At 65.6% G+C, this 16,658-nt stretch carries 19 protein-coding genes and 2 tRNA genes; 9 read left to right on the top strand and 12 right to left on the bottom strand.

Annotated elements, in window-relative coordinates:
- Position 1: 1 nt before the first annotated feature.
- The gene (locus L8F97_RS07980) at positions 2-955 is read left to right on the top strand and encodes an IS110 family transposase (protein ID WP_242148232.1); all 954 of its coding nucleotides are present in this window, start codon (positions 2-4) and stop codon (positions 953-955) included.
- Between the two features lie 472 nt (positions 956-1,427).
- Here the strand turns inward: L8F97_RS07980 and L8F97_RS07975 are convergent.
- A tRNA-Gln gene (locus tag L8F97_RS07975) sits at positions 1,428-1,501 on the bottom strand.
- A 179-nt stretch (positions 1,502-1,680) separates the two neighbouring features.
- Between L8F97_RS07975 and L8F97_RS07970 the strand changes: the two genes are divergently transcribed.
- The gene (locus L8F97_RS07970) at positions 1,681-2,700 is read left to right on the top strand and encodes a Ppx/GppA phosphatase family protein (RefSeq protein ID WP_242148229.1); all 1,020 of its coding nucleotides are present in this window, start codon (positions 1,681-1,683) and stop codon (positions 2,698-2,700) included.
- On the top strand, positions 2,697-3,374 hold the full coding sequence (locus L8F97_RS07965) for an RlmE family RNA methyltransferase (RefSeq protein ID WP_242148227.1): 678 nt from the start codon (positions 2,697-2,699) through the stop codon (positions 3,372-3,374). Before L8F97_RS07970 ends, L8F97_RS07965 begins: the two co-directional genes overlap by 4 nt.
- 330 nt (positions 3,375-3,704) lie before the next feature.
- Here L8F97_RS07965 and L8F97_RS07960 read toward each other — a convergent pair whose 3' ends face one another.
- Genes L8F97_RS07960 through ftsE form a run of 4 tightly spaced genes read right to left on the bottom strand, consistent with a single transcriptional unit; the run spans position 3,705 to position 6,515 of the window.
- Positions 3,705-4,388 carry a lysophospholipid acyltransferase family protein gene (locus L8F97_RS07960; protein ID WP_242148225.1) on the bottom strand — a complete coding sequence of 228 codons (684 nt, stop codon included), beginning with the start codon at positions 4,386-4,388 and terminating at the stop codon, positions 3,705-3,707.
- Positions 4,385-4,921 (bottom strand): YdcF family protein, encoded by a 537-nt coding sequence (locus L8F97_RS07955; protein ID WP_242148223.1) that lies wholly within the window; start codon positions 4,919-4,921, stop codon positions 4,385-4,387. The genes L8F97_RS07960 and L8F97_RS07955 overlap by 4 nt, the downstream gene beginning before the upstream one ends.
- Positions 4,918-5,811 carry a cell division protein FtsX gene (locus L8F97_RS07950; RefSeq protein ID WP_242148221.1) on the bottom strand — a complete coding sequence of 298 codons (894 nt, stop codon included), beginning with the start codon at positions 5,809-5,811 and terminating at the stop codon, positions 4,918-4,920. Before L8F97_RS07950 ends, L8F97_RS07955 begins: the two co-directional genes overlap by 4 nt.
- Positions 5,808-6,515 carry a cell division ATP-binding protein FtsE gene (ftsE, locus tag L8F97_RS07945; RefSeq protein ID WP_242148220.1) on the bottom strand — a complete coding sequence of 236 codons (708 nt, stop codon included), beginning with the start codon at positions 6,513-6,515 and terminating at the stop codon, positions 5,808-5,810. Before ftsE ends, L8F97_RS07950 begins: the two co-directional genes overlap by 4 nt.
- Positions 6,516-6,688: 173 nt before the next feature.
- Between ftsE and L8F97_RS07940 the strand changes: the two genes are divergently transcribed.
- From L8F97_RS07940 to infC, 3 genes are all read left to right on the top strand, one after another.
- Positions 6,689-7,405, top strand: coding sequence for an MJ0042-type zinc finger domain-containing protein (locus L8F97_RS07940; protein ID WP_242148218.1), 717 nt, complete (start codon positions 6,689-6,691; stop codon positions 7,403-7,405).
- 108 nt (positions 7,406-7,513) lie between these two features.
- A tRNA-Leu gene (locus L8F97_RS07935) sits at positions 7,514-7,600 on the top strand.
- 208 nt (positions 7,601-7,808) lie between these two features.
- Positions 7,809-8,318, top strand: a complete 510-nt coding sequence (gene infC / locus L8F97_RS07930; RefSeq protein ID WP_409929019.1) for a translation initiation factor IF-3 — start codon at positions 7,809-7,811, stop codon at positions 8,316-8,318.
- Positions 8,319-8,675: 357 nt separating this feature from the next.
- On the opposite strand, the gene L8F97_RS07925 is transcribed toward infC, so the two are convergent.
- From L8F97_RS07925 to L8F97_RS07900, 6 genes are all read right to left on the bottom strand, one after another.
- On the bottom strand, positions 8,676-8,903 hold the full coding sequence (locus L8F97_RS07925; RefSeq protein ID WP_242148216.1) for a DUF3072 domain-containing protein: 228 nt from the start codon (positions 8,901-8,903) through the stop codon (positions 8,676-8,678).
- A 62-nt stretch (positions 8,904-8,965) separates the two neighbouring features.
- Positions 8,966-9,646 (bottom strand): phytanoyl-CoA dioxygenase family protein, encoded by a 681-nt coding sequence (locus tag L8F97_RS07920; RefSeq protein WP_313931922.1) that lies wholly within the window; start codon positions 9,644-9,646, stop codon positions 8,966-8,968.
- A gap of 90 nt (positions 9,647-9,736) precedes the next feature.
- On the bottom strand, positions 9,737-10,666 hold the full coding sequence (locus L8F97_RS07915; protein ID WP_242148214.1) for an electron transfer flavoprotein subunit alpha/FixB family protein: 930 nt from the start codon (positions 10,664-10,666) through the stop codon (positions 9,737-9,739).
- An 89-nt stretch (positions 10,667-10,755) separates the two neighbouring features.
- Positions 10,756-11,505 carry an electron transfer flavoprotein subunit beta/FixA family protein gene (locus L8F97_RS07910; protein WP_242148213.1) on the bottom strand — a complete coding sequence of 250 codons (750 nt, stop codon included), beginning with the start codon at positions 11,503-11,505 and terminating at the stop codon, positions 10,756-10,758.
- A gap of 133 nt (positions 11,506-11,638) precedes the next feature.
- Positions 11,639-12,838: an ADP-forming succinate--CoA ligase subunit beta gene (sucC, locus tag L8F97_RS07905; protein ID WP_242148211.1), complete on the bottom strand. Its 1,200-nt coding sequence runs from the start codon at positions 12,836-12,838 to the stop codon at positions 11,639-11,641.
- A 122-nt stretch (positions 12,839-12,960) separates the two neighbouring features.
- Positions 12,961-13,305, bottom strand: a complete 345-nt coding sequence (locus tag L8F97_RS07900; protein WP_242148209.1) for a hypothetical protein — start codon at positions 13,303-13,305, stop codon at positions 12,961-12,963.
- On the opposite strand from L8F97_RS07900, the gene L8F97_RS07895 reads away from it, so the two are divergent.
- Both L8F97_RS07895 and L8F97_RS07890 read left to right on the top strand, forming a co-directional pair.
- Positions 13,300-13,473 (top strand): hypothetical protein, encoded by a 174-nt coding sequence (locus L8F97_RS07895; protein ID WP_242148207.1) that lies wholly within the window; start codon positions 13,300-13,302, stop codon positions 13,471-13,473. The genes L8F97_RS07900 and L8F97_RS07895 overlap by 6 nt on opposite strands.
- On the top strand, positions 13,470-14,219 hold the full coding sequence (locus L8F97_RS07890; RefSeq protein ID WP_242148206.1) for a sulfite exporter TauE/SafE family protein: 750 nt from the start codon (positions 13,470-13,472) through the stop codon (positions 14,217-14,219). The genes L8F97_RS07895 and L8F97_RS07890 overlap by 4 nt, the downstream gene beginning before the upstream one ends.
- Positions 14,220-14,222: 3 nt before the next feature.
- Here the strand turns inward: L8F97_RS07890 and L8F97_RS07885 are convergent, their stop codons facing one another.
- Positions 14,223-15,158, bottom strand: a complete 936-nt coding sequence (locus L8F97_RS07885; protein WP_242148204.1) for a ribose-phosphate pyrophosphokinase — start codon at positions 15,156-15,158, stop codon at positions 14,223-14,225.
- A gap of 161 nt (positions 15,159-15,319) precedes the next feature.
- On the opposite strand from L8F97_RS07885, the gene L8F97_RS07880 reads away from it, so the two are divergent.
- The gene (locus L8F97_RS07880; RefSeq protein ID WP_242148203.1) at positions 15,320-16,642 is read left to right on the top strand and encodes a glutamate--tRNA ligase; all 1,323 of its coding nucleotides are present in this window, start codon (positions 15,320-15,322) and stop codon (positions 16,640-16,642) included.
- The last annotated feature ends 16 nt before the right edge of the window (positions 16,643-16,658 follow it).

Raw genomic sequence — 16,658 nt, 5'->3', positions numbered from 1 at the left:
GGTGTTCAGCCGAAAGCTCACGCGCGGCAAACTACTCGACTTCTTTGCGGCACACCCGCGCTGCCTCGTAGCGCTGGAAGCATGTGGCGGGGCGCATCATTGGGCCCGCGAGTTGCGGGCGATGGGTCATGAGGTCCGGCTGATCCCGCCGGCCTATGTAAAGCCGTACGTGAAGCGGCATAAGAATGATGCGGTGGATGCAGAAGCGATATGCGAGGCGGCGCAGCGGCCGAGCATGCGCTTCGTCGCTGTGAAGACCGAGGAACAGCAGGCGGCAGCGCTGGTGTTCCGTACGCGTGACCTGGCAGTGAAACAGCGCACACAGCTCGGCAATGCAATCCGCGGGCACTTAGCTGAATATGGCTGGGTCGCACCCAAGGGCGCAACGCATCTCGCGATGTTGGCGGACCTGCTTGAAGACGGCGAGATCGGAGAAACTCTACCCGGAGCGGCGCGACCGATGTTCGCGATGATGGTCGAAATGCTGGCTGACCTCGACAAGCGGATCGCCGCGCTGGACAAGGAGATCACGCGTCGCGCTCGCGAAGACGAGGTTGCGCGCCGGCTGATGACCATTCCCGGCATCGACCCGATTACTGCAACGGCAATCGCGGCGATCGCACCGCCAGCGGAGACGTTCGCGAAGGGGCGCGACTTCGCTGCCTGGCTGGGACTAGTACCGAAGCAGGCGTCGACCGGCGGCAAGCAGAAGCTGGGTGCGATCTCGAAGATGGGAGAGCGCACTCTCAGGCGCCTGCTCATCATCGGCAGCAGCGCGGTCGTGCTCCAGGCGAGCAAGCGCGGCGCGCCGGCTGGCTCGTGGCTAGAGGGTATGCTGGCGCGCAAGCCGCGCATGCTGGTCACGGTGGCACTCGCCAACAAGATGGCGCGCACCGTCTGGGCATTGCTGGTCAAAGAAGAGGATTACAGAGCTCCGGTCGCAGTCGCGGCGTAAAGCCGAGGCGGGCCAGAGGCGTCGGAGGGCGCAGTCGGTCGAAGGAGAGTATGGCACAACAGTCGGCGAGACGGGGCCGGAAGAACCAGATAGACCCATCGTGCGCTAGAACACGCGATTGTGAAATGGATCCGGTCCGCGAACTCCCATACAGGCCAGCAGCTCACTGCTGCATCACAGGCCGGACAGATGGCAGCATCCGACTACTGCGTCAGACCTTCAAAAACCACTTGCAACCAAAGGGGCGTCCACAGATGGGTCTTAGGCGCACAGCTCCCTAATCCGCCGCATATGATCTTGTAGGCATCTCTCGGGGCGAAGCGCGCATTTCATCCCAGCGACTTTACCTCTTACCAGCCATCTCAGCCCCACATCCCAGAGAAACGCGGCGATCTCCAGCCGCCAAGGGGAAGCACGCCCAAGGCGTACTCCTGTCACGGAGGTCCGGTTTCGGTGTCAAAGGATAGACCGCTGGATGCCCCGTGAGGATTCGAACCTCAATTAACGGAGTCAGAGTCCGTAGTCTTACCTTTAGACGACGGGGCAACGCGGGCGCTTCCCCTAAGTGGCGACGCTCCTGCTGTCAACCGATTGCGTGTCGCGGCTTGCCGCATCGTCGCACCTGCACTAGCTTGGGTCCAAGCACCGAGCGTGGGCCATTCCGGCCGGCGTGACGGCAGAACCTAAGAGAGTGAGTTGACGGCATGGGGGATCAGTCGCCCAGAATGCCGCATCGGCGGGATGTGTCTCCCGTCCGTCCGGCCCCGAAGGAGGCGCGTGGCAGATGGCCCGAGGCGCGCCATTACGCCGCGCTCGATCTCGGCACTAACAATTGCCGGCTGTTGATCGTGCGGCCGCAGGGTAGCGGCTTCGCGGTGGTGGATGCGTTTTCGCGAATCGTCCGGCTGGGGGAGGGTCTCGCCTCGTCAGGTCGGTTGAGCGATGCCGCGATCGACCGCACCGTCGCCGCGCTGAAGATCTGCGCCGACAAGCTGCGGCGCCGCAACGTCGCGCTGTCCCGCGCGGTGGCGACCGAGGCGTGCCGGCGCGCAGCGAACGGCGCGGACTTCATCGCGCGCGCCTATGACGAAACCGGCATCCACCTCGACATCATCACCGCCGAGGAGGAGGCGCGGCTGGCCGTGCTCGGCTGCCACGCGCTGATCGAGCCGGGCGAGGGGCCGGCGCTGATCTTCGACATTGGTGGTGGATCGACCGAACTGGTGCTGATCGACACGCGCGGGCCGAACCCGGTCGTACTGGATTGGCACAGCGCACCGTGGGGGGTGGTGTCGCTGACCGAGAGCCTCGGCCACGGCGATGGCGAGGATGGCCGCGCCGCCGCCTATGCGCGCATGCGCGCGGCGGTGACGGAGAGCTTTGCCGGCTTCGCCAGCCGGCTGCCGCGCAGCGTCGAGCGGCCGCGCCTGCTTGGCACCAGCGGCACGGTGACGACGCTGGCGAGCGTGCACCTGCAACTCTCGCATTACGACCGCGCCGCGATCGACGGGTTGATCGTACCCGCCGCGTCGATGCGCAAGATCAGCAGCGACCTGTCACGGATGAGCCTTGCCGAGCGCGCGACGCTGCCGTGTATTGGCACCGAGCGTGCCGATCTGGTGGTGGCGGGTTGCGCGATCCTTGAAACCATTCTCGACCTTTGGCCGGCGGAACGGCTCGGCGTTGCCGACCGTGGTATTCGCGAAGGGATTCTGCGGCGCCTTATGAACGGACCGGTATTTTGAGTAGAGATGGCGGCGGCCTGCGCACTCGCGTCAAGACGGCGCGCAAACGCACCGCGCAATCCACCCGCTGGCTGGAGCGTCAGCTCAACGATCCATATGTGAAGCGTGCCAAGGCGGAGGGTTATCGCAGCCGCGCCGCGTTCAAGCTGATCGAACTCGACGAGCGGTTCGGCTTTCTGAAGGGTACACGGCGCGTGGTGGACCTCGGCGTGGCGCCGGGCGGCTGGGCGCAGGTGGTACGCCGGCAGGTGCCGAAGGCGGCGGTGGTCGGTATCGATCTGCTGCCGGTCGATCCACTTGACGGCGTGGTGCTGCTCCAGATGGACTTCATGGACGATGCCGCGCCCGACAAGCTCGTCGCGGAACTTGGCGGCGCGCCCGACCTGGTGCTGTCTGACATGGCGGCCAACACCGTCGGTCACCCGCAGACCGACGCGCTGCGCACGATGGCGCTGGTCGAGGCGGCGGTCGCCTTCGCGGTCGACGTGCTGGAACCGGGCGGCGGCTTCGTCGGCAAGGTGTTCGCCGGCGGCGCCGATTCCGCGCTGGTGGCGGAGTTGAAGCGCAACTTCACCAGCGTGAAGCATGCCAAGCCGCCGGCCAGCCGCAAGGCGTCTTCGGAATGGTACGTCGTCGCGCAAGGGTTCAAGGGGCGGGCGCAGGTCGAGGGGTGAGGGTGCCGGGGGAGATCGCTTACTGTTGCGGCCACTTTCGCCGACTGCAATCGCTGTGTTCTCCTGTTAGGTTCTCAATCTAGGGAGAGCAGCGATGGCGGTCATAGATTGGGTGTGGGGGCACAAGACCAGAAGTGCTCTTGTTGCAGTCGCGTGCGCTAATGCCGTGTTTGTCTGGTGCCCTCTGGCTGATGCTCCTACATTCTCGTGGCTGAAGCTGGTTACGCCCATCGTAATACTAGCGGTCGCGCTTCGAAGCTGGGTAGAATGTCGCGACGGCAGCTAAACACACCTGTCTGAACGTGTCTCCGGCGCCCTCGCTCATCCCGCCTATTCCAATGCATTGATCGCGGCGTGCACCACCGCCTCCGCCTGTTTGCGGGGTGACCCCGGTGGCACCGCCTCGCCGAAGCGGATCGTCACCACGCCCGGTCGCTTCCAGCCTTTGCGCGGCCACACCCGTCCGCTGTCGAGTGCGATCGGCACCACCGGCAGCTTGAGCATCTGGTACAGGCCGGCGAAACCCGCCTTCAGTGGCGGCTGCTCGCCGGGGCGCACGCGCGTGCCTTCGGGGAAGATCAGGATCGACCGCCCCGCCTCGAGCGCAACCCTCGCCTCACGCAGCATCCGCCGCAGAGCGCTCGCCGACGCCTCGCGATCGACCACGATCACACCGTAGCGCCGCGCGGCCCATCCCCAAACCGGGATCGCCGCCAGCTCCTGCTTCATCACGATCGCGGGTCGTTTCAGCAGGCGGCTGAGTTCGATCGTTTCGTACATCGATTGATGTTTGACGGCATAGAGCACCGGCTCGAACAGGTGTGGATCGCCCTCGACCCGCGTCACGATGCCGAGCAGCACCCGCGTCGCCCAGCCGTGAAACCCGAACCAGCCGCGTGCATAGCGGAGCATCGCACGCTGACCGAACAGCGCGGCAACCGGCGACAGCAGCACGAACGGCACCGATCCGCCGTAGAAGATCAGCATGAAGGCGAGGTTGCGCGCCACGATCATGCGTCGGCCCCCACCAGCAGGGCGATGCGGCGCACGATCAGTTTGTTATACTCCCCAAGCAACGTGACGAAGCGTGGCTTGCTCGCCACGCCGTCACCCAGCACGGTGATGTCGGCGCCGGTCGCGGCGACAAGTTCCATGCGCGCGCGCGGCAGGTGCCAGTTCGAGGTGACCAGCCGCACGGTGTGATAGCCATGCTCACGCAGCCAGCCGGCGGTTTCCTCCGCGTTCGAGCGCGTATCGACCGCCTCGTGGCCAAGATCGACGCAGCACGCCATCAGCGCGGACGACACGTGGTACTCCGCCGCCAGCTCTCCGGGGGTCACCTCCGGCGCGACGCCGGACACCAGCATGCGTTTGGCGGCATGGCGCTGGAGCAGCGCGAGCCCGCGGTCGATCCGCCCCGCGCCGCCGGTCGGCACGACGATCGCGTCGGTATGCCGGTCGTCGAGCGGCTTTGGCATCATGGTCAGGAACACGCCGAACCCGCCGACCCACAGTACCCCGAGTAAGCCGACGAGCTTGCGGATCACAGGATTTTCCTCAACGCGCCCATCACTGCATACCGCGCGGCGACGGTGGCGAGCAGCGCGAACGCGAACGGTAACATAGCCAGGAGCGCCCAGTCGCGCTGGCCGAGCGTCAGCCCGTCGAGCAGGTCGGAGCCGAGCGTCGCCAGCCGCGCGCCCATCGCCGCCGCGACGAGTCCCGCCAGCACCGTGCCCGCCGCCCCGCCGATAAGCGTATCAAGCGCGATGCGGCGCTGAAACAACCGCGCGAGCTGCACATCGGTCGAGCCGAGCATGTGCAGCACCTCGATCGTCTCGCGGTGCGTCTCAAGGCTCGCGCGGGTGGCGAGGATCACCACCGCCGCCGTCGCCGCCGCGATCAGCGCGACGAGGCCGGCGGTCAGCCACGTCACCAGCCGCATGAAGCTGCTGACCGGCGACATCCAGCTTTCGTGCCGGTCGACCCGCGCGGAAGGGGCGGCGCGCGTTACTGCAGCCTGCACCGCCGCCACCGCCGCGCTGGTGCCGGAGGCAAGATCGACGTCGATCATCGCCGGGATCGGCAGTTCGGGATCGGCACCGTCCGCGCCCAGCCACGGCCGCAGCAACCGCGCGAGCCGGTCGCGATCCACTTCCACCGCGTCGCGCACGAAAGGCATGCCGCGCAACGCGGCAATGGTGGCGGCGGTCTGCGCGGTACGTAGCGGGGCGGACGGCTCGACGATCTGCACGGTCAGCCGCCCGACCAACTGGCGGTCGAGCAGCGTCGTCGCGGTCAAGGTGGCGAGGCCGAGCGCAGCGGCGAGTGCGGTCAGGAACAGCATGATCGCCATGATCCACATCATCGCGCGTGTGCCGCGCCGCTCGTCGAGCAGGCGGCGATCGGCGGCGGCGGTGACGAAACCGATCTTCATGCGCCTTCCCCAGTGGGCGGGAAGCGCAGTGAGCCGGTCGGATCTAGCAGCCGGCCCTTGTCGAGCCGCATCATCCGCGCATCGGGAATGCGCCCGAGCAGGTGGAAGTCGTGCGTCGCCACCACCACCGTCGTGCCGAGCCGGTTGAGCGAATCGAACAGGTGCAGCAACCGCTCGGCCATGTCGGGATCGACGTTGCCGGTCGGCTCGTCCGCAACGAGGATCTCCGGCCGGCCGATCACCGCGCGCGCGATCGCGACGCGCTGCTGCTCTCCGCCCGATAGCGTCGGCGGCTTCGCTTCGATGCGCTGATCCAGCCCGACCCAGGCCAGCATCTCGCGCACCGGCGCATCGATGTCGCTCTCCGCCACGCCCGACACGCGTAAGGGGAGCGCAATATTATCGTACGCCGACAGGTGCGGCACCAGTCGGAAATCCTGGAACACCACGCCGATCCGCCGCCGGAAGCCGGGAATGCGCGCGCGCGGCAACGTCACCGCATCCTCGCCGAACATGCGAATGCCGCCGCGCGTCGGGCGTTGCGCGAGATACAGCAACTTCAGCAGCGAGGTCTTGCCCGCGCCGCTCGCGCCGGTGAGGAAGTAGAACGCACCGCTCGACAGCGTGAAGCTCACGTCGGACAGCGTCTCGGCGCCCCCGCCGTAACGCAGGCCTACATTCTCGAACTGGACGATATTCGCCATGCTTTCGGCGCTTGCCGCTCGCTTAATTGCCGTACCCCGACGAAACCCATCGCACGATCGCACGCGATCCTTCAAGCGGTGCTGCTCGAAAGACTTGCCACCGCGCCGAACCGATGCTTAGATTCCGGGGCGAGGCTGTGGGTGGCCGGCTGCCTTTAGACTGCGTAACCAACATGATCCTCGAATGTCCCGAATGTCGTAACCGCTATCTCGTTCCCGATGCCGCGATCGGTGTCGACGGGCGCACGGTTCGTTGCGCCAATTGCCGCCATAGCTGGTTCCAGACCGGCGTCGAACCGGAAGAGGACGTGCAGGAGCCCGTCGCGGCACCCGCGCCGGCGGAGTCCGCGCTTCAGCAGATGGCGACGGCCGAGCCTGCGCAGCCGCGGGTTTATGAGGACGCCAGCTACACGGCGCCCGATTACGACGCGTTCGCGCACCGGCCACCGTTCAAACCACGTCGCAACCCGGCGAAGCGTTGGACCATGGCGGCGATCGCGGCCGGGCTGGTGATGCTGATCGCGGCTGCCGGCGTATTGTATTCAGGCGCGCCCGGGCTTGCCGCGAAGATCGGCCTGCCGATCGGGCCGGGCGAGACGCCGCTCAAGATCGTCAGCAAACCGATCGACCATCACGATCTCGACAATGGCAGCGAGATCTTCGCGATCAGTGGCAACGTCCTCAACCCGACCGATTCGCGCCAGCAGGTGCCGGACATCCGCGCCGAGCTCCGCGATGAGCAGGGCAGGCTGGTCTATAGCTGGACGATTCGCCCGGATGCGATGATGCTCGCTCCGCACGGCCAGGTCGGCTTCAACAGCGCGAAGCTCGACGTTCCGGTCAACGCCAAGAAGCTGGTGCTGAGCTTCTCGGGCGATGAGCGCGACTGACGAAAGCGCATAATCTGCGAAACCCGCAGATTGTAGATTGCCAGCCGGAAAACGCCCTGCTAGTGGCGCTCGCCTGCCAGCCACCGGGGCCTCCCCGGTGTATCACGTGCGGTCGTGGCGGAACTGGTAGACGCGCAACGTTGAGGTCGTTGTGGCCGAAAGGCCGTGGAAGTTCGAGTCTTCTCGACCGCACCACTCTCCCGGATCGGCGCGTGCCCAAGCGGCACGCGCCGCCGGAGCAGGCCTGATCCTGAAGCGACCGATCAACCCCTGGGGGCAAAATCGCCTGCAATGCGCGGCGCATCTTTCGCTTTTGCGCGAAATCCCCTATATAGGCTGGTCTGAAACATCAGGAGCAATACCCATACGTCCTCCCATGATCCGGCGCCCACAGGGCGCGCCGATGCCGATGAACGGCCCGCGCTTCAATGAATTCATCCAGTCGCCCAAGGTCCGCGTGATCGATCAGGACGGCGAGAATCTGGGTGTGATGTACACGCGCGAGGCGTTCGAGCAGGCACAGGCCGTTGGGCTCGACCTCGTTGAAGTGTCGCCCAACGCCGATCCGCCCGTCGCAAAGTTCCTCGACGTGGGCAAGTTCAAGTACGAGGCGCAGAAGAAGGCCAACCTCGCGCGCAAGTCGCAAAAGACGCAGGAGATCAAGGAGATCAAGATGCGTCCGAATATCGACGATCACGACTATGACACCAAGATGAAGAAGATCATTGAATTCATCGGTGAAGGCGACAAGGTCAAGGTGACGTTGCGCTTCCGTGGTCGCGAGCTTTCGCACGGTCAGCTTGGTATGCAACTGCTCCAGCGCGTGCAGGCCGATGCGGCCGAAACCGCCAAGGTCGAAGCCTATCCACGTATGGAAGGCCGTCAGATGCTGATGGTGCTTTCGCCGAAGTAACGCGTAACGCCCGGCTGCGCTCGCGTTGCGCGCCGGGCTAGGCCTCTCTCACCTGAGCGTCGGCATGGCATCGCCTGTCGTAGAGCGCCAGGAGACGACAGGATCCCTTTATCAGAGCTTAGCGACTCGCCCTTTGCAGATTTGGGCAGCGTTTTGCCGTAATACGATCAATCCGCACCGCTCTGCAGCGATGCGGATTTGATCCTTTGGTGCTTATTCTGCGATTATCAACAGACAGTCGCCGCGTTTAAGCTGGCTTCCGAGACAGCTTTCGGTCGCATCGGAGATGATCCAGAAACGACCGTAGCCATGCCGTTAACGTTTCCAGCAGCCGCATCTGCGATGCGCTAAGCCTTGTCAGGCGTCGTCGCGTGCGTGCTTGAGCGCGTCGATGCGTTGCGATGCCTCTGCCTTGGTCAGATCCTCTGCCGGCGGTTCCTCGCCGACCTCTTCGCTGAGCGTCGTCAGGTAACTGGCCTGCGCGCCCGTCATCGGCTCACCGCCGGACACCCAGTTCGCCGGGTCCTTCTCGGCATTCGAGCCGGGGTGTTCATCGAGCTTCGGGTTATGGACTTGATCGGTCATGATGTGCCTCGCATGTTCGTTATCTGTTCCAACGCGGCGCGATGCCCGACGGTTCCCAACAATCACACACCAAGCCAGCGCAGCCCGCCTGGCAAATCCTCCGCCGCGAAATCGATCTGGAGGACCCGCCGCCGCCCGATGTGCTCTGCCACCGCCGAAGCATGAACGATCGGCGTGGCGTAGAGCCACACGTCACCAGCTTCGGCGAGGCACGCGACGCTGCCATGATCGCGCACCACCGCGGCGATGCGATCCTCGGCAATGCGGCCGAGCCGGTGTGAGCCGGGCGCGACAAGCAACGGCGCGTTGTTGGCGGGTACGGCATCGACGTGGACACGCATCGTCAGCATCGCCGCGTGAAGCTCGGGTGGCGGAGCGACGTGGATCAGCCCGCGTTTGATCGACCACGGACCATAACCAGCTGTTTCGATCCGCTCGCGTACGACGATGACGCGGTCCTGATGCCAGCCGAGCGCCCAGTTCGTAGCGGGTGTCTTGTCGAACAGAAGCGCGCGTACCGGCCGCGAGGCAGCGCCGAGATGCGCGGCGGCAAGGCGACCGAGCGGCGCATCGGCCGCAAGCAACGCGGAGAGTGCGGGCGTTCCATGAAGCCGGCTGCCGGCGCGCTCGGTCGGTAGCGCGTCGGCCAGTGCCTTTAAAGCGGGCAAGATCCCCCGCGCCGCGCCCTGCAGACATTCGGCGCCGTGCTGCCGCAATGCCAACGCACCCGGTACAGGCATCATGTCCGATCGCGCGGCATCAGTTCCACACGACACCACGCGGCACGCCCGCTCTGTTCGTGCACGACGTTTTCGACCGGCCCAGCCGGCGATCTACAGTTTCGAGGTCAGTTCCGGCAAAATCGTGAACAGATCGCCGACCAGCCCGACATCGGCCACTTGAAAGATCGGCGCATCCTCGTCCTTGTTGATGGCGATAATGACTTTCGAGTCTTTCATCCCGGCGAGATGCTGGATCGCCCCGGAGATGCCGATCGCGATATACACTTCGGGCGCGACGATCTTGCCGGTCTGACCGACCTGATAATCGTTCGGCACATAGCCCGCATCGACCGCGGCGCGGCTCGCGCCCACGCCGGCGCCGAGCTTGTCGGCGAGCGGCTCGATCAGCTGGGTGAAGTTCTCGCCGCTCTGGAGCGCACGTCCACCCGACACGATGATCTTCGCGGAGGTCAGTTCCGGCCGCGCCGACGTGGCGATCTCGCTGCCGACATAGCGCGACACACCCGCGTCGGTTGCGCCGGAAACTGGCTCGGTCGTGGCCGATCCACCCTCGGCAGCAGCCTTTTCGAACGCGGTGCCGCGTACCGATAGCACCAGCTTGGCGTCCTTGGTCTGGACGGTCGCGATCGCGTTGCCGGCGTAGATCGGCCGCGTGAACGTATCCGCGCCCTCAACCGAGAGGATATCGGAGATCATCGCCACGTCGAGCAATGCCGCCACGCGCGGCGCGATGTTCTTGCCGTTGGTGGTACCGGGCACCAGGAAAGCGTCATAGCCCGCCATCGTGCTGGCGACGAGTGGCGCGACGTTCTCTGCCAGCATGTGCGCCAGCGCGGCATCGTCGGCGACCAGCACCTTGGTCGCGCCGGCGATCTTCGCGGCGGCCTCGGCCACGCCGCTCACGTTTTCGCCCACCACCAGCAACGTCACATCGCCGAGCTTTGCAGCGGCGGTCACGGTCGGCAGCGTGGCATCCTTGATGGCGTGGCCGTCATGCTCGACCAGAACAAGCGTCTTCATTTCTCGACCTTTCCCGGGGTTCGCACCCTCAAAACCGTTCGGGCGAGGCCTGTCTCGGCCCGAACCCGCAAGGCAATTGCGTGCTCGCGTCAGCCTAGGACGCCGAGCACCTTCAACTTGTCGACCAACTCATCGACCGAGGCGACCTTGACGCCGGCCGATCGCTTCGACGGCTCCTCGACCTTCAGCGTGGTGAGGCGCGGCGCGACGTCGACGCCGTAATCGGCCGCGGTCTTGGTCGCGAGCGGCTTCGCCTTGGCCTTCATGATGTTGGGCAGCGAGGCATAGCGCGGTTCGTTGAGGCGCAGGTCGGTCGTCACGATCGCCGGCAGCGTGAACGTCTCGGTCTCGGCACCACCGTCGACCTCACGCGTCACCGTCACGGCGCCGTCCGCCACCTCGACCTTGGAGGCGAACGTGCCCTGACCCCAGCCGGTCAGCGCGGCGAGCATCTGCCCGGTCTGATTGTTGTCGTCGTCGATCGCCTGCTTGCCGAGGATCACCAGCGAAGGCTGTTCCTCGTCGGCGATCGCCTTGAGCAGCTTGGCCACGCCGAGCGGCTCGACCTTGGTCTCGCTGGTGACGAGGATCGCGCGGTCGGCACCCATCGCCAGCGCGGTGCGCAGCGTGTCCTGCGCCTTTGGCTCACCGATCGAAACCACGACGATCTCGGTGACGACGCCCTTTTCCTTGAGGCGGATCGCCTCTTCGACGGCGATCTCGTCGAACGGGTTCATGCTCATCTTGACGTTGGCAAGATCGACGCCCGTTCCATCCGCCTTCACGCGGGGCTTCACGTTATAGTCAAGCACACGCTTGACCGGCACCAGCACCTTCATGCGGCTGTCCTCTCAAAATTCGTCGCGACCATTGTCGTCATCTGGCGACCATCGCTGAAAACGCAACCGGCCGGCAACGGGAAAGTTGCCGGCCGGACGCTTACACTTCCAAACAAAACGCCGCGGCGTCGGTTCAGGCGGCCTTCTGAACCTCGGCAACGATCTTCTTGGCGGCATCGCCGAGATCGTTGGCGGGAACGATGGCGAGACCCGAATTAGCGAGGATGTCCTTGCCCTGCTGCACGTTGGTGCCTTCCAGGCGGACGACCAGCGGCACCGACAGGTTCACTTCCTTGGCAGCGGCGACGATGCCCTCGGCGATGATGTCGCACTTCATGATGCCGCCGAAGATGTTGACGAGGATGCCCTTCACGTTCGGATCGGCAAGGATGATCTTGAACGCGGCGGTGACCTTCTCCTTGTTGGCGCCACCGCCGACGTCGAGGAAGTTGGCCGGGAACATGCCGTTCAGCTTGATGATGTCCATCGTCGCCATGGCAAGGCCCGCGCCGTTGACCATGCAGCCGATATCACCGTCGAGCTTGATGTAGGCGAGGTCGTACTTCGACGCTTCCAGCTCGGCGGGATCTTCCTCGGTTTCGTCGCGCAGTTCCATCAGATCCTTGTGGCGGAACATGGCGTTGCCATCGAACGCGACCTTGGCGTCGAGCACGAGTAACTGGCCCTGCTTGGTGACGGCGAGCGGATTGATCTCGATCTGCTCGGCATCGGTACCGAGGAATGCGGCGTACAGCTTCGACGCGGTCGACGCGGCCTGCTTGGCGAGATCACCGGTCAGGCCGAGCGCGCCGGCAACGGCACGGCCGTGGTGCGGCATGAAGCCGGTCGCGGTGTCGATATCGATCGCGTGGATCTTCTCCGGCGTGTCGTGCGCGACGGTCTCAATGTCCATGCCGCCCTCGGTCGAAACAACCATCGACACCCGGCCAGTCGCGCGGTTGACGAGCAGCGCGAGGTAGAACTCCTTGTCGATGTCGGCGCCGTCGGTGATGTACAGGCGGTTGACCTGCTTGCCGTGCTCGCCGGTCTGGATCGTCACCAGCGTGTTGCCGAGCATGTCGGTGGCGTGTGCACGAACCTCTTCCTCGTTCCAGGCGAGGCGGACGCCGCCCTTCGCATCGGGGCCGAGTTCCTTGAACTTGCCCTTGCCGCGGCCACCGGCATGGATCTGCGACTTAACCACATAGAGCGGCCCAGGCAGCTTCTTCGAGGCTTCGACAGCCTCCTCTACGGTCATCGCCGCGTAGCCTGCGGGGACGGGCACGCCAAACTTCGCGAGCAGTTCCTTGGCCTGATATTCGTGAATGTTCATGTTGGCGCGCCTTTCGACTTGCGGGAATTGCTCTGCCTAAAGCACAGCCGGGCGCGTGAATCCACCCCCGCAGCACCAAGCGGGCAGATCGTACCCAGCACTATTGCAGTTGCGAAGCGTTATCAGTGCAGGCCAAGCGCGCAGAGCGCCGCGGCGGTGGTCGTCACGTCAACGATCCTGGGATCGTTCAACGACCGCAATCGGTGCAGCAGTTCGTCTAACCCGCGCGCGTGACCAGCCTTCCCGATCTCGGCGAGTTTGCGCATTTGCGTCAGCGACAAACGATCCGACATGCGCGTTGCCATGCAATTTGCGATCGATGGTGGCACGCCTTCCCGGAGCAAACCGGCGCGGAGCTGCTGCTCGGGTGACGAACAGCCAACCAGCGCGGCGAGGACGAGCAGGGGGATGAAGCGTCGCGTCTTGGCCATCACCGCATTATAAGCGGCGTCATGTTGCGGATGCACGCCCTTTTGCGCTTCGCCGCAACGCTCGCGGGGGTGGAGGCAGGCGCCGATGCCGCGCACCGCTGGCTGCCGCGCGGCTGCGGCTGGCTCCGCTACGCGCGGCGGCCGGGGGCCTCACCAATCGACATCATGCGCTGGGCCCGCGCCGACATGCGGGCCGCGCATTGACCGACTCGCTGCTGTTCTACGCGGTGGCGGTTCCGGCGGTGATCCTGCTCGGCCTCTCCAAGGGCGGCTTTGCGGGACTGGGCGCGCTGTCTTTGCCGGTCCTGGCGATGATCATATCGCCGGTGCGCGCGGCGGCGATCCTGCTGCCGATCCTCATCGTGCAGGACGTGGTGAGCGTGTGGGCGTTCCGGCGGAGCTGGGACGGCTATGTGCTGGCGTGGATGTTGCCCGGCGCGGTGATCGGCATCGCGCTCGCCTATCTGTTCGCGGCGCATGTCGATGCCGATGCGGTGCTCGGGCTGGTCGGCGCGATCTCGATCGTGTTCGGCGTGTACCGGCTGTGGCTGGCGCGGCGCGGCGGCGAAGTCGTCGCGGCCAGTTCTCCTGGCTGGGTAGGCACGCTGGCAGGTGTCGTCTCGGGCTTCACCAGCCAGATCGCGCACGCCGGGCAGCCGCCGTTTCAGATGTGGGTGTTGCCGCGCCGGCTGACGCGGGATGTGCTGGTTGGCACCACCGCGATCTTTTTCGCCGCGACCAATTGGCTCAAGGTGCCGGCCTACTGGGCGCTCGGCCAGTTCACGCGCGACACGCTCACCGTCGCGGCGTTGCTGATGCCGGTCGCGATCGCATCGACGTTCGCCGGCGTGTGGCTGGTGCGGCGGGTGTCGCCCGAGCGATTCTACACCGCGATCTACGTGCTGATGATCGCCGTGGGCATGAAACTGGTGTGGGACGCGGTCGTCTAACGATCAGTCGAACAGCGACGATACCGAGCTTTCATCCGCGATCCGCTTGATCGCTTCGCCGACCAGCGGTGCGATCGTCAGGTGGCGGACGCGCTTGGCGGCTGTGATCGCCTCCAGTGCGCCGATCGAGTCGGTAATCACCAGTTCCTCAAGCTCCGACGCCTCGACCCGCGCGACCGCGCCGCCCGACAGCACGCCGTGGGTGACATAGGCGACCACGCCCGCCGCGCCCGCTTCCTTCAGCGCGGCGGCAGCGTTGCACAAGGTGCCGGCGGAATCGACGATATCGTCGATCAGGATGCAGAACCGGCCTTCGACATCGCCGATGATGTTCATCACCTCCGATTCGCCCGCGCGCTCGCGCCGTTTGTCGACGATCGCGAGCGGCGCGTTATCGAGTCGTTTGGCAAGCGCCCGCGCCCGCACCACGCCGCCGACATCCGGCGACACCACCATCAGATTTTCCGAGCCGAACCGCGTCTCGATGTCGAGCGACATCACCGGTGCGGCGAACAGGTTATCCGTCGGGATGTCGAAGAAACCCTGGATCTGCCCGGCATGGAGATCGACCGACAACACCCGGTTCGCGCCCGCCACGGTGATGAGGTTCGCCACCAGCTTGGCCGAAATCGGCGTGCGCGGCCCGGGTTTGCGATCCTGCCGGGCGTAGCCGAAATACGGGACGACGGCGGTGATCCGCTTGGCCGAGGCGCGTTTCAGCGCGTCGATGCAGATCAGCAGTTCCATCAGATTGTCGTTGGCCGGGTAGCCGGTCGACTGGATCACGAACACGTCCTCGCCGCGTACGTTCTCCTGGATCTCGACGAACACCTCCTCATCGGCGAAGCGCCGCACGCTCGCCTGCGTCAGCGGCGTGTCGAGATAGGCGGCGATGTCGCGCGCCAGCGGCAGATTGGAATTGCCGGTGAGGAGTTTCATGAAGTGCAGCCCCTTACGCGCGGTGTTTCGCGGCTCCTTTAGGGGGGTGGATGGGCTGGGGGAAGGGTGCGCGTGGCCCGATTATGACGCCGGGCGTCATAATCGCGGTGCCGTCGCCGCGGCTTGCCGATCTACGGATGCTTGGCCTAGGCGCTTGGGTCATGACCATCCGCACGCGCTTCGCCCCTTCACCGACCGGCCTGCTCCACGTCGGCAACATCCGCACTGCGCTTCACAACTGGCTGTGGGCGGCCAAACATGGCGGCGAGTTCTGGCTGCGGATCGACGACACCGACCCCGAACGCAGCGAAGAACGTTTCGTCGATGCGATCCGCGCCGATCTCGGCTGGCTGGGGTTGAACCCGCACGGGCAGGAACGCCAGTCGGAACGGTTCGCTCTGTACGAGGCGCGCTTCGAAGCGCTCAGGGCGGCCGGCCGCGTCTATCCCGCTTACGAGACCCAGGCCGAGCTCGACCTGAAGCGCAAGATCGCCGCCGGGCGCAACCTGCCGCCGCTGTACGACCGCGCCGCGCTGGCGCTGACTGACGCCGATCGCGCGCGGCTGGAAAGCGAAGGCATCGCCCCCCACTGGCGCTTCAAGCTCGAACACGAAACGCCGATCGAGTGGGACGATCTGATTCGCGGGCCGCAGCGGTTCGATGCCAAGACGATGAGCGATCCCGTCATCCGGCGCGCCGACGGATCGTGGCTGTATATGCTGCCGTCCGCGATCGACGATGCCGAGATGGGCATCACGCATGTGGTGCGCGGTGAGGATCACGTCTCGAACACCGCGTTGCAATTGCAGATGTTCGACGCGATGGGCGCGACGCCGCCCGCCTTCGCGCACGAGGCGCTGTTGACCGGCAGCGAGGGCAAGCTGTCCAAGCGGCTCGGCAGCCTCGGCGTCGAGCATTTCCGGGGAAGCGGCATTGAACCAGAGGCGGTGCGCGCGCTGCTTGCGCGGATCGGCACCAGTGACTCGGTAGAACCGGTCGTGGAGGTCGCCACCCTGATCGAGGGGTTCGATTTCAGCCGCTTCGGTCGCGCGCCGGCGCGCTTCGACGAAGTGGAACTGGCGACGCTAAACGCGCGCATCGTGCATCAACTCGACTTCGCGCGCGTTGCATCGCGCCTGCCGAACGGCATGGGCGCGGCCGAGTGGGCGGCGGTGCGCCCCAACCTGACCCGTATCGACGAGGCGGGCGAATGGTGGCGCGTGATCGAAGGCCCGATCACCGCCGACCGCGATCCCGCCGATGCGGACTTTCTCGCTGCCGCCGCGCGGATCGCCGCGTCGCTCGACTGGTCGGCCGAGCCTTGGGGGGCGCTCACCGCGCAGTTGAAGGCGGAGACCGGGCGCAGCGGCAAGGCGCTGTTCCTGCCGCTACGCCGCGCGCTGACGGGCTTGGATCACGGCCCCGACATGAAGGCGCTGGTGCCGCTGATCGGCCAGACCCGCACCGTGCAGCGACTTTCTTGAGGATATAACATTACGC

Source organism: Sphingomonas sp. BAUL-RG-20F-R05-02 (genome assembly GCF_022662305.1).
GTDB lineage: Bacteria > Pseudomonadota > Alphaproteobacteria > Sphingomonadales > Sphingomonadaceae > Sphingomonas.
The sequence above is the reverse complement of the archived record's forward strand: the minus strand, read 5'-3'. Positions and strand labels throughout refer to the sequence as shown.

What these genes read in the sequence shown, in the direction of transcription:
- ftsE (WP_242148220.1), bottom strand. Translation starts at nt 6,515, where the DNA reads ATGGCGAATATCGTCCAGTTCGAGAATGTAGGCCTGCGTTACGGCGGG.
- L8F97_RS07970 (WP_242148229.1), top strand. Translation starts at nt 1,681, where the DNA reads ATGCCGCATCGGCGGGATGTGTCTCCCGTCCGTCCGGCCCCGAAGGAG.
- sucC (WP_242148211.1), bottom strand. Translation starts at nt 12,838, where the DNA reads ATGAACATTCACGAATATCAGGCCAAGGAACTGCTCGCGAAGTTTGGC.
- L8F97_RS07910 (WP_242148213.1), bottom strand. Translation starts at nt 11,505, where the DNA reads ATGAAGGTGCTGGTGCCGGTCAAGCGTGTGCTTGACTATAACGTGAAG.
- L8F97_RS07920 (WP_313931922.1), bottom strand. Translation starts at nt 9,646, where the DNA reads ATGATGCCTGTACCGGGTGCGTTGGCATTGCGGCAGCACGGCGCCGAA.
- L8F97_RS07925 (WP_242148216.1), bottom strand. Translation starts at nt 8,903, where the DNA reads ATGACCGATCAAGTCCATAACCCGAAGCTCGATGAACACCCCGGCTCG.
- L8F97_RS07960 (WP_242148225.1), bottom strand. Translation starts at nt 4,388, where the DNA reads ATGATCGTGGCGCGCAACCTCGCCTTCATGCTGATCTTCTACGGCGGA.
- L8F97_RS07940 (WP_242148218.1), top strand. Translation starts at nt 6,689, where the DNA reads ATGATCCTCGAATGTCCCGAATGTCGTAACCGCTATCTCGTTCCCGAT.
- L8F97_RS07885 (WP_242148204.1), bottom strand. Translation starts at nt 15,158, where the DNA reads ATGAAACTCCTCACCGGCAATTCCAATCTGCCGCTGGCGCGCGACATC.
- L8F97_RS07880 (WP_242148203.1), top strand. Translation starts at nt 15,320, where the DNA reads ATGACCATCCGCACGCGCTTCGCCCCTTCACCGACCGGCCTGCTCCAC.
- infC (WP_409929019.1), top strand. Translation starts at nt 7,809, where the DNA reads ATGCCGATGAACGGCCCGCGCTTCAATGAATTCATCCAGTCGCCCAAG.
- L8F97_RS07950 (WP_242148221.1), bottom strand. Translation starts at nt 5,811, where the DNA reads ATGAAGATCGGTTTCGTCACCGCCGCCGCCGATCGCCGCCTGCTCGAC.
- L8F97_RS07895 (WP_242148207.1), top strand. Translation starts at nt 13,300, where the DNA reads ATGCACGCCCTTTTGCGCTTCGCCGCAACGCTCGCGGGGGTGGAGGCA.
- L8F97_RS07915 (WP_242148214.1), bottom strand. Translation starts at nt 10,666, where the DNA reads ATGAAGACGCTTGTTCTGGTCGAGCATGACGGCCACGCCATCAAGGAT.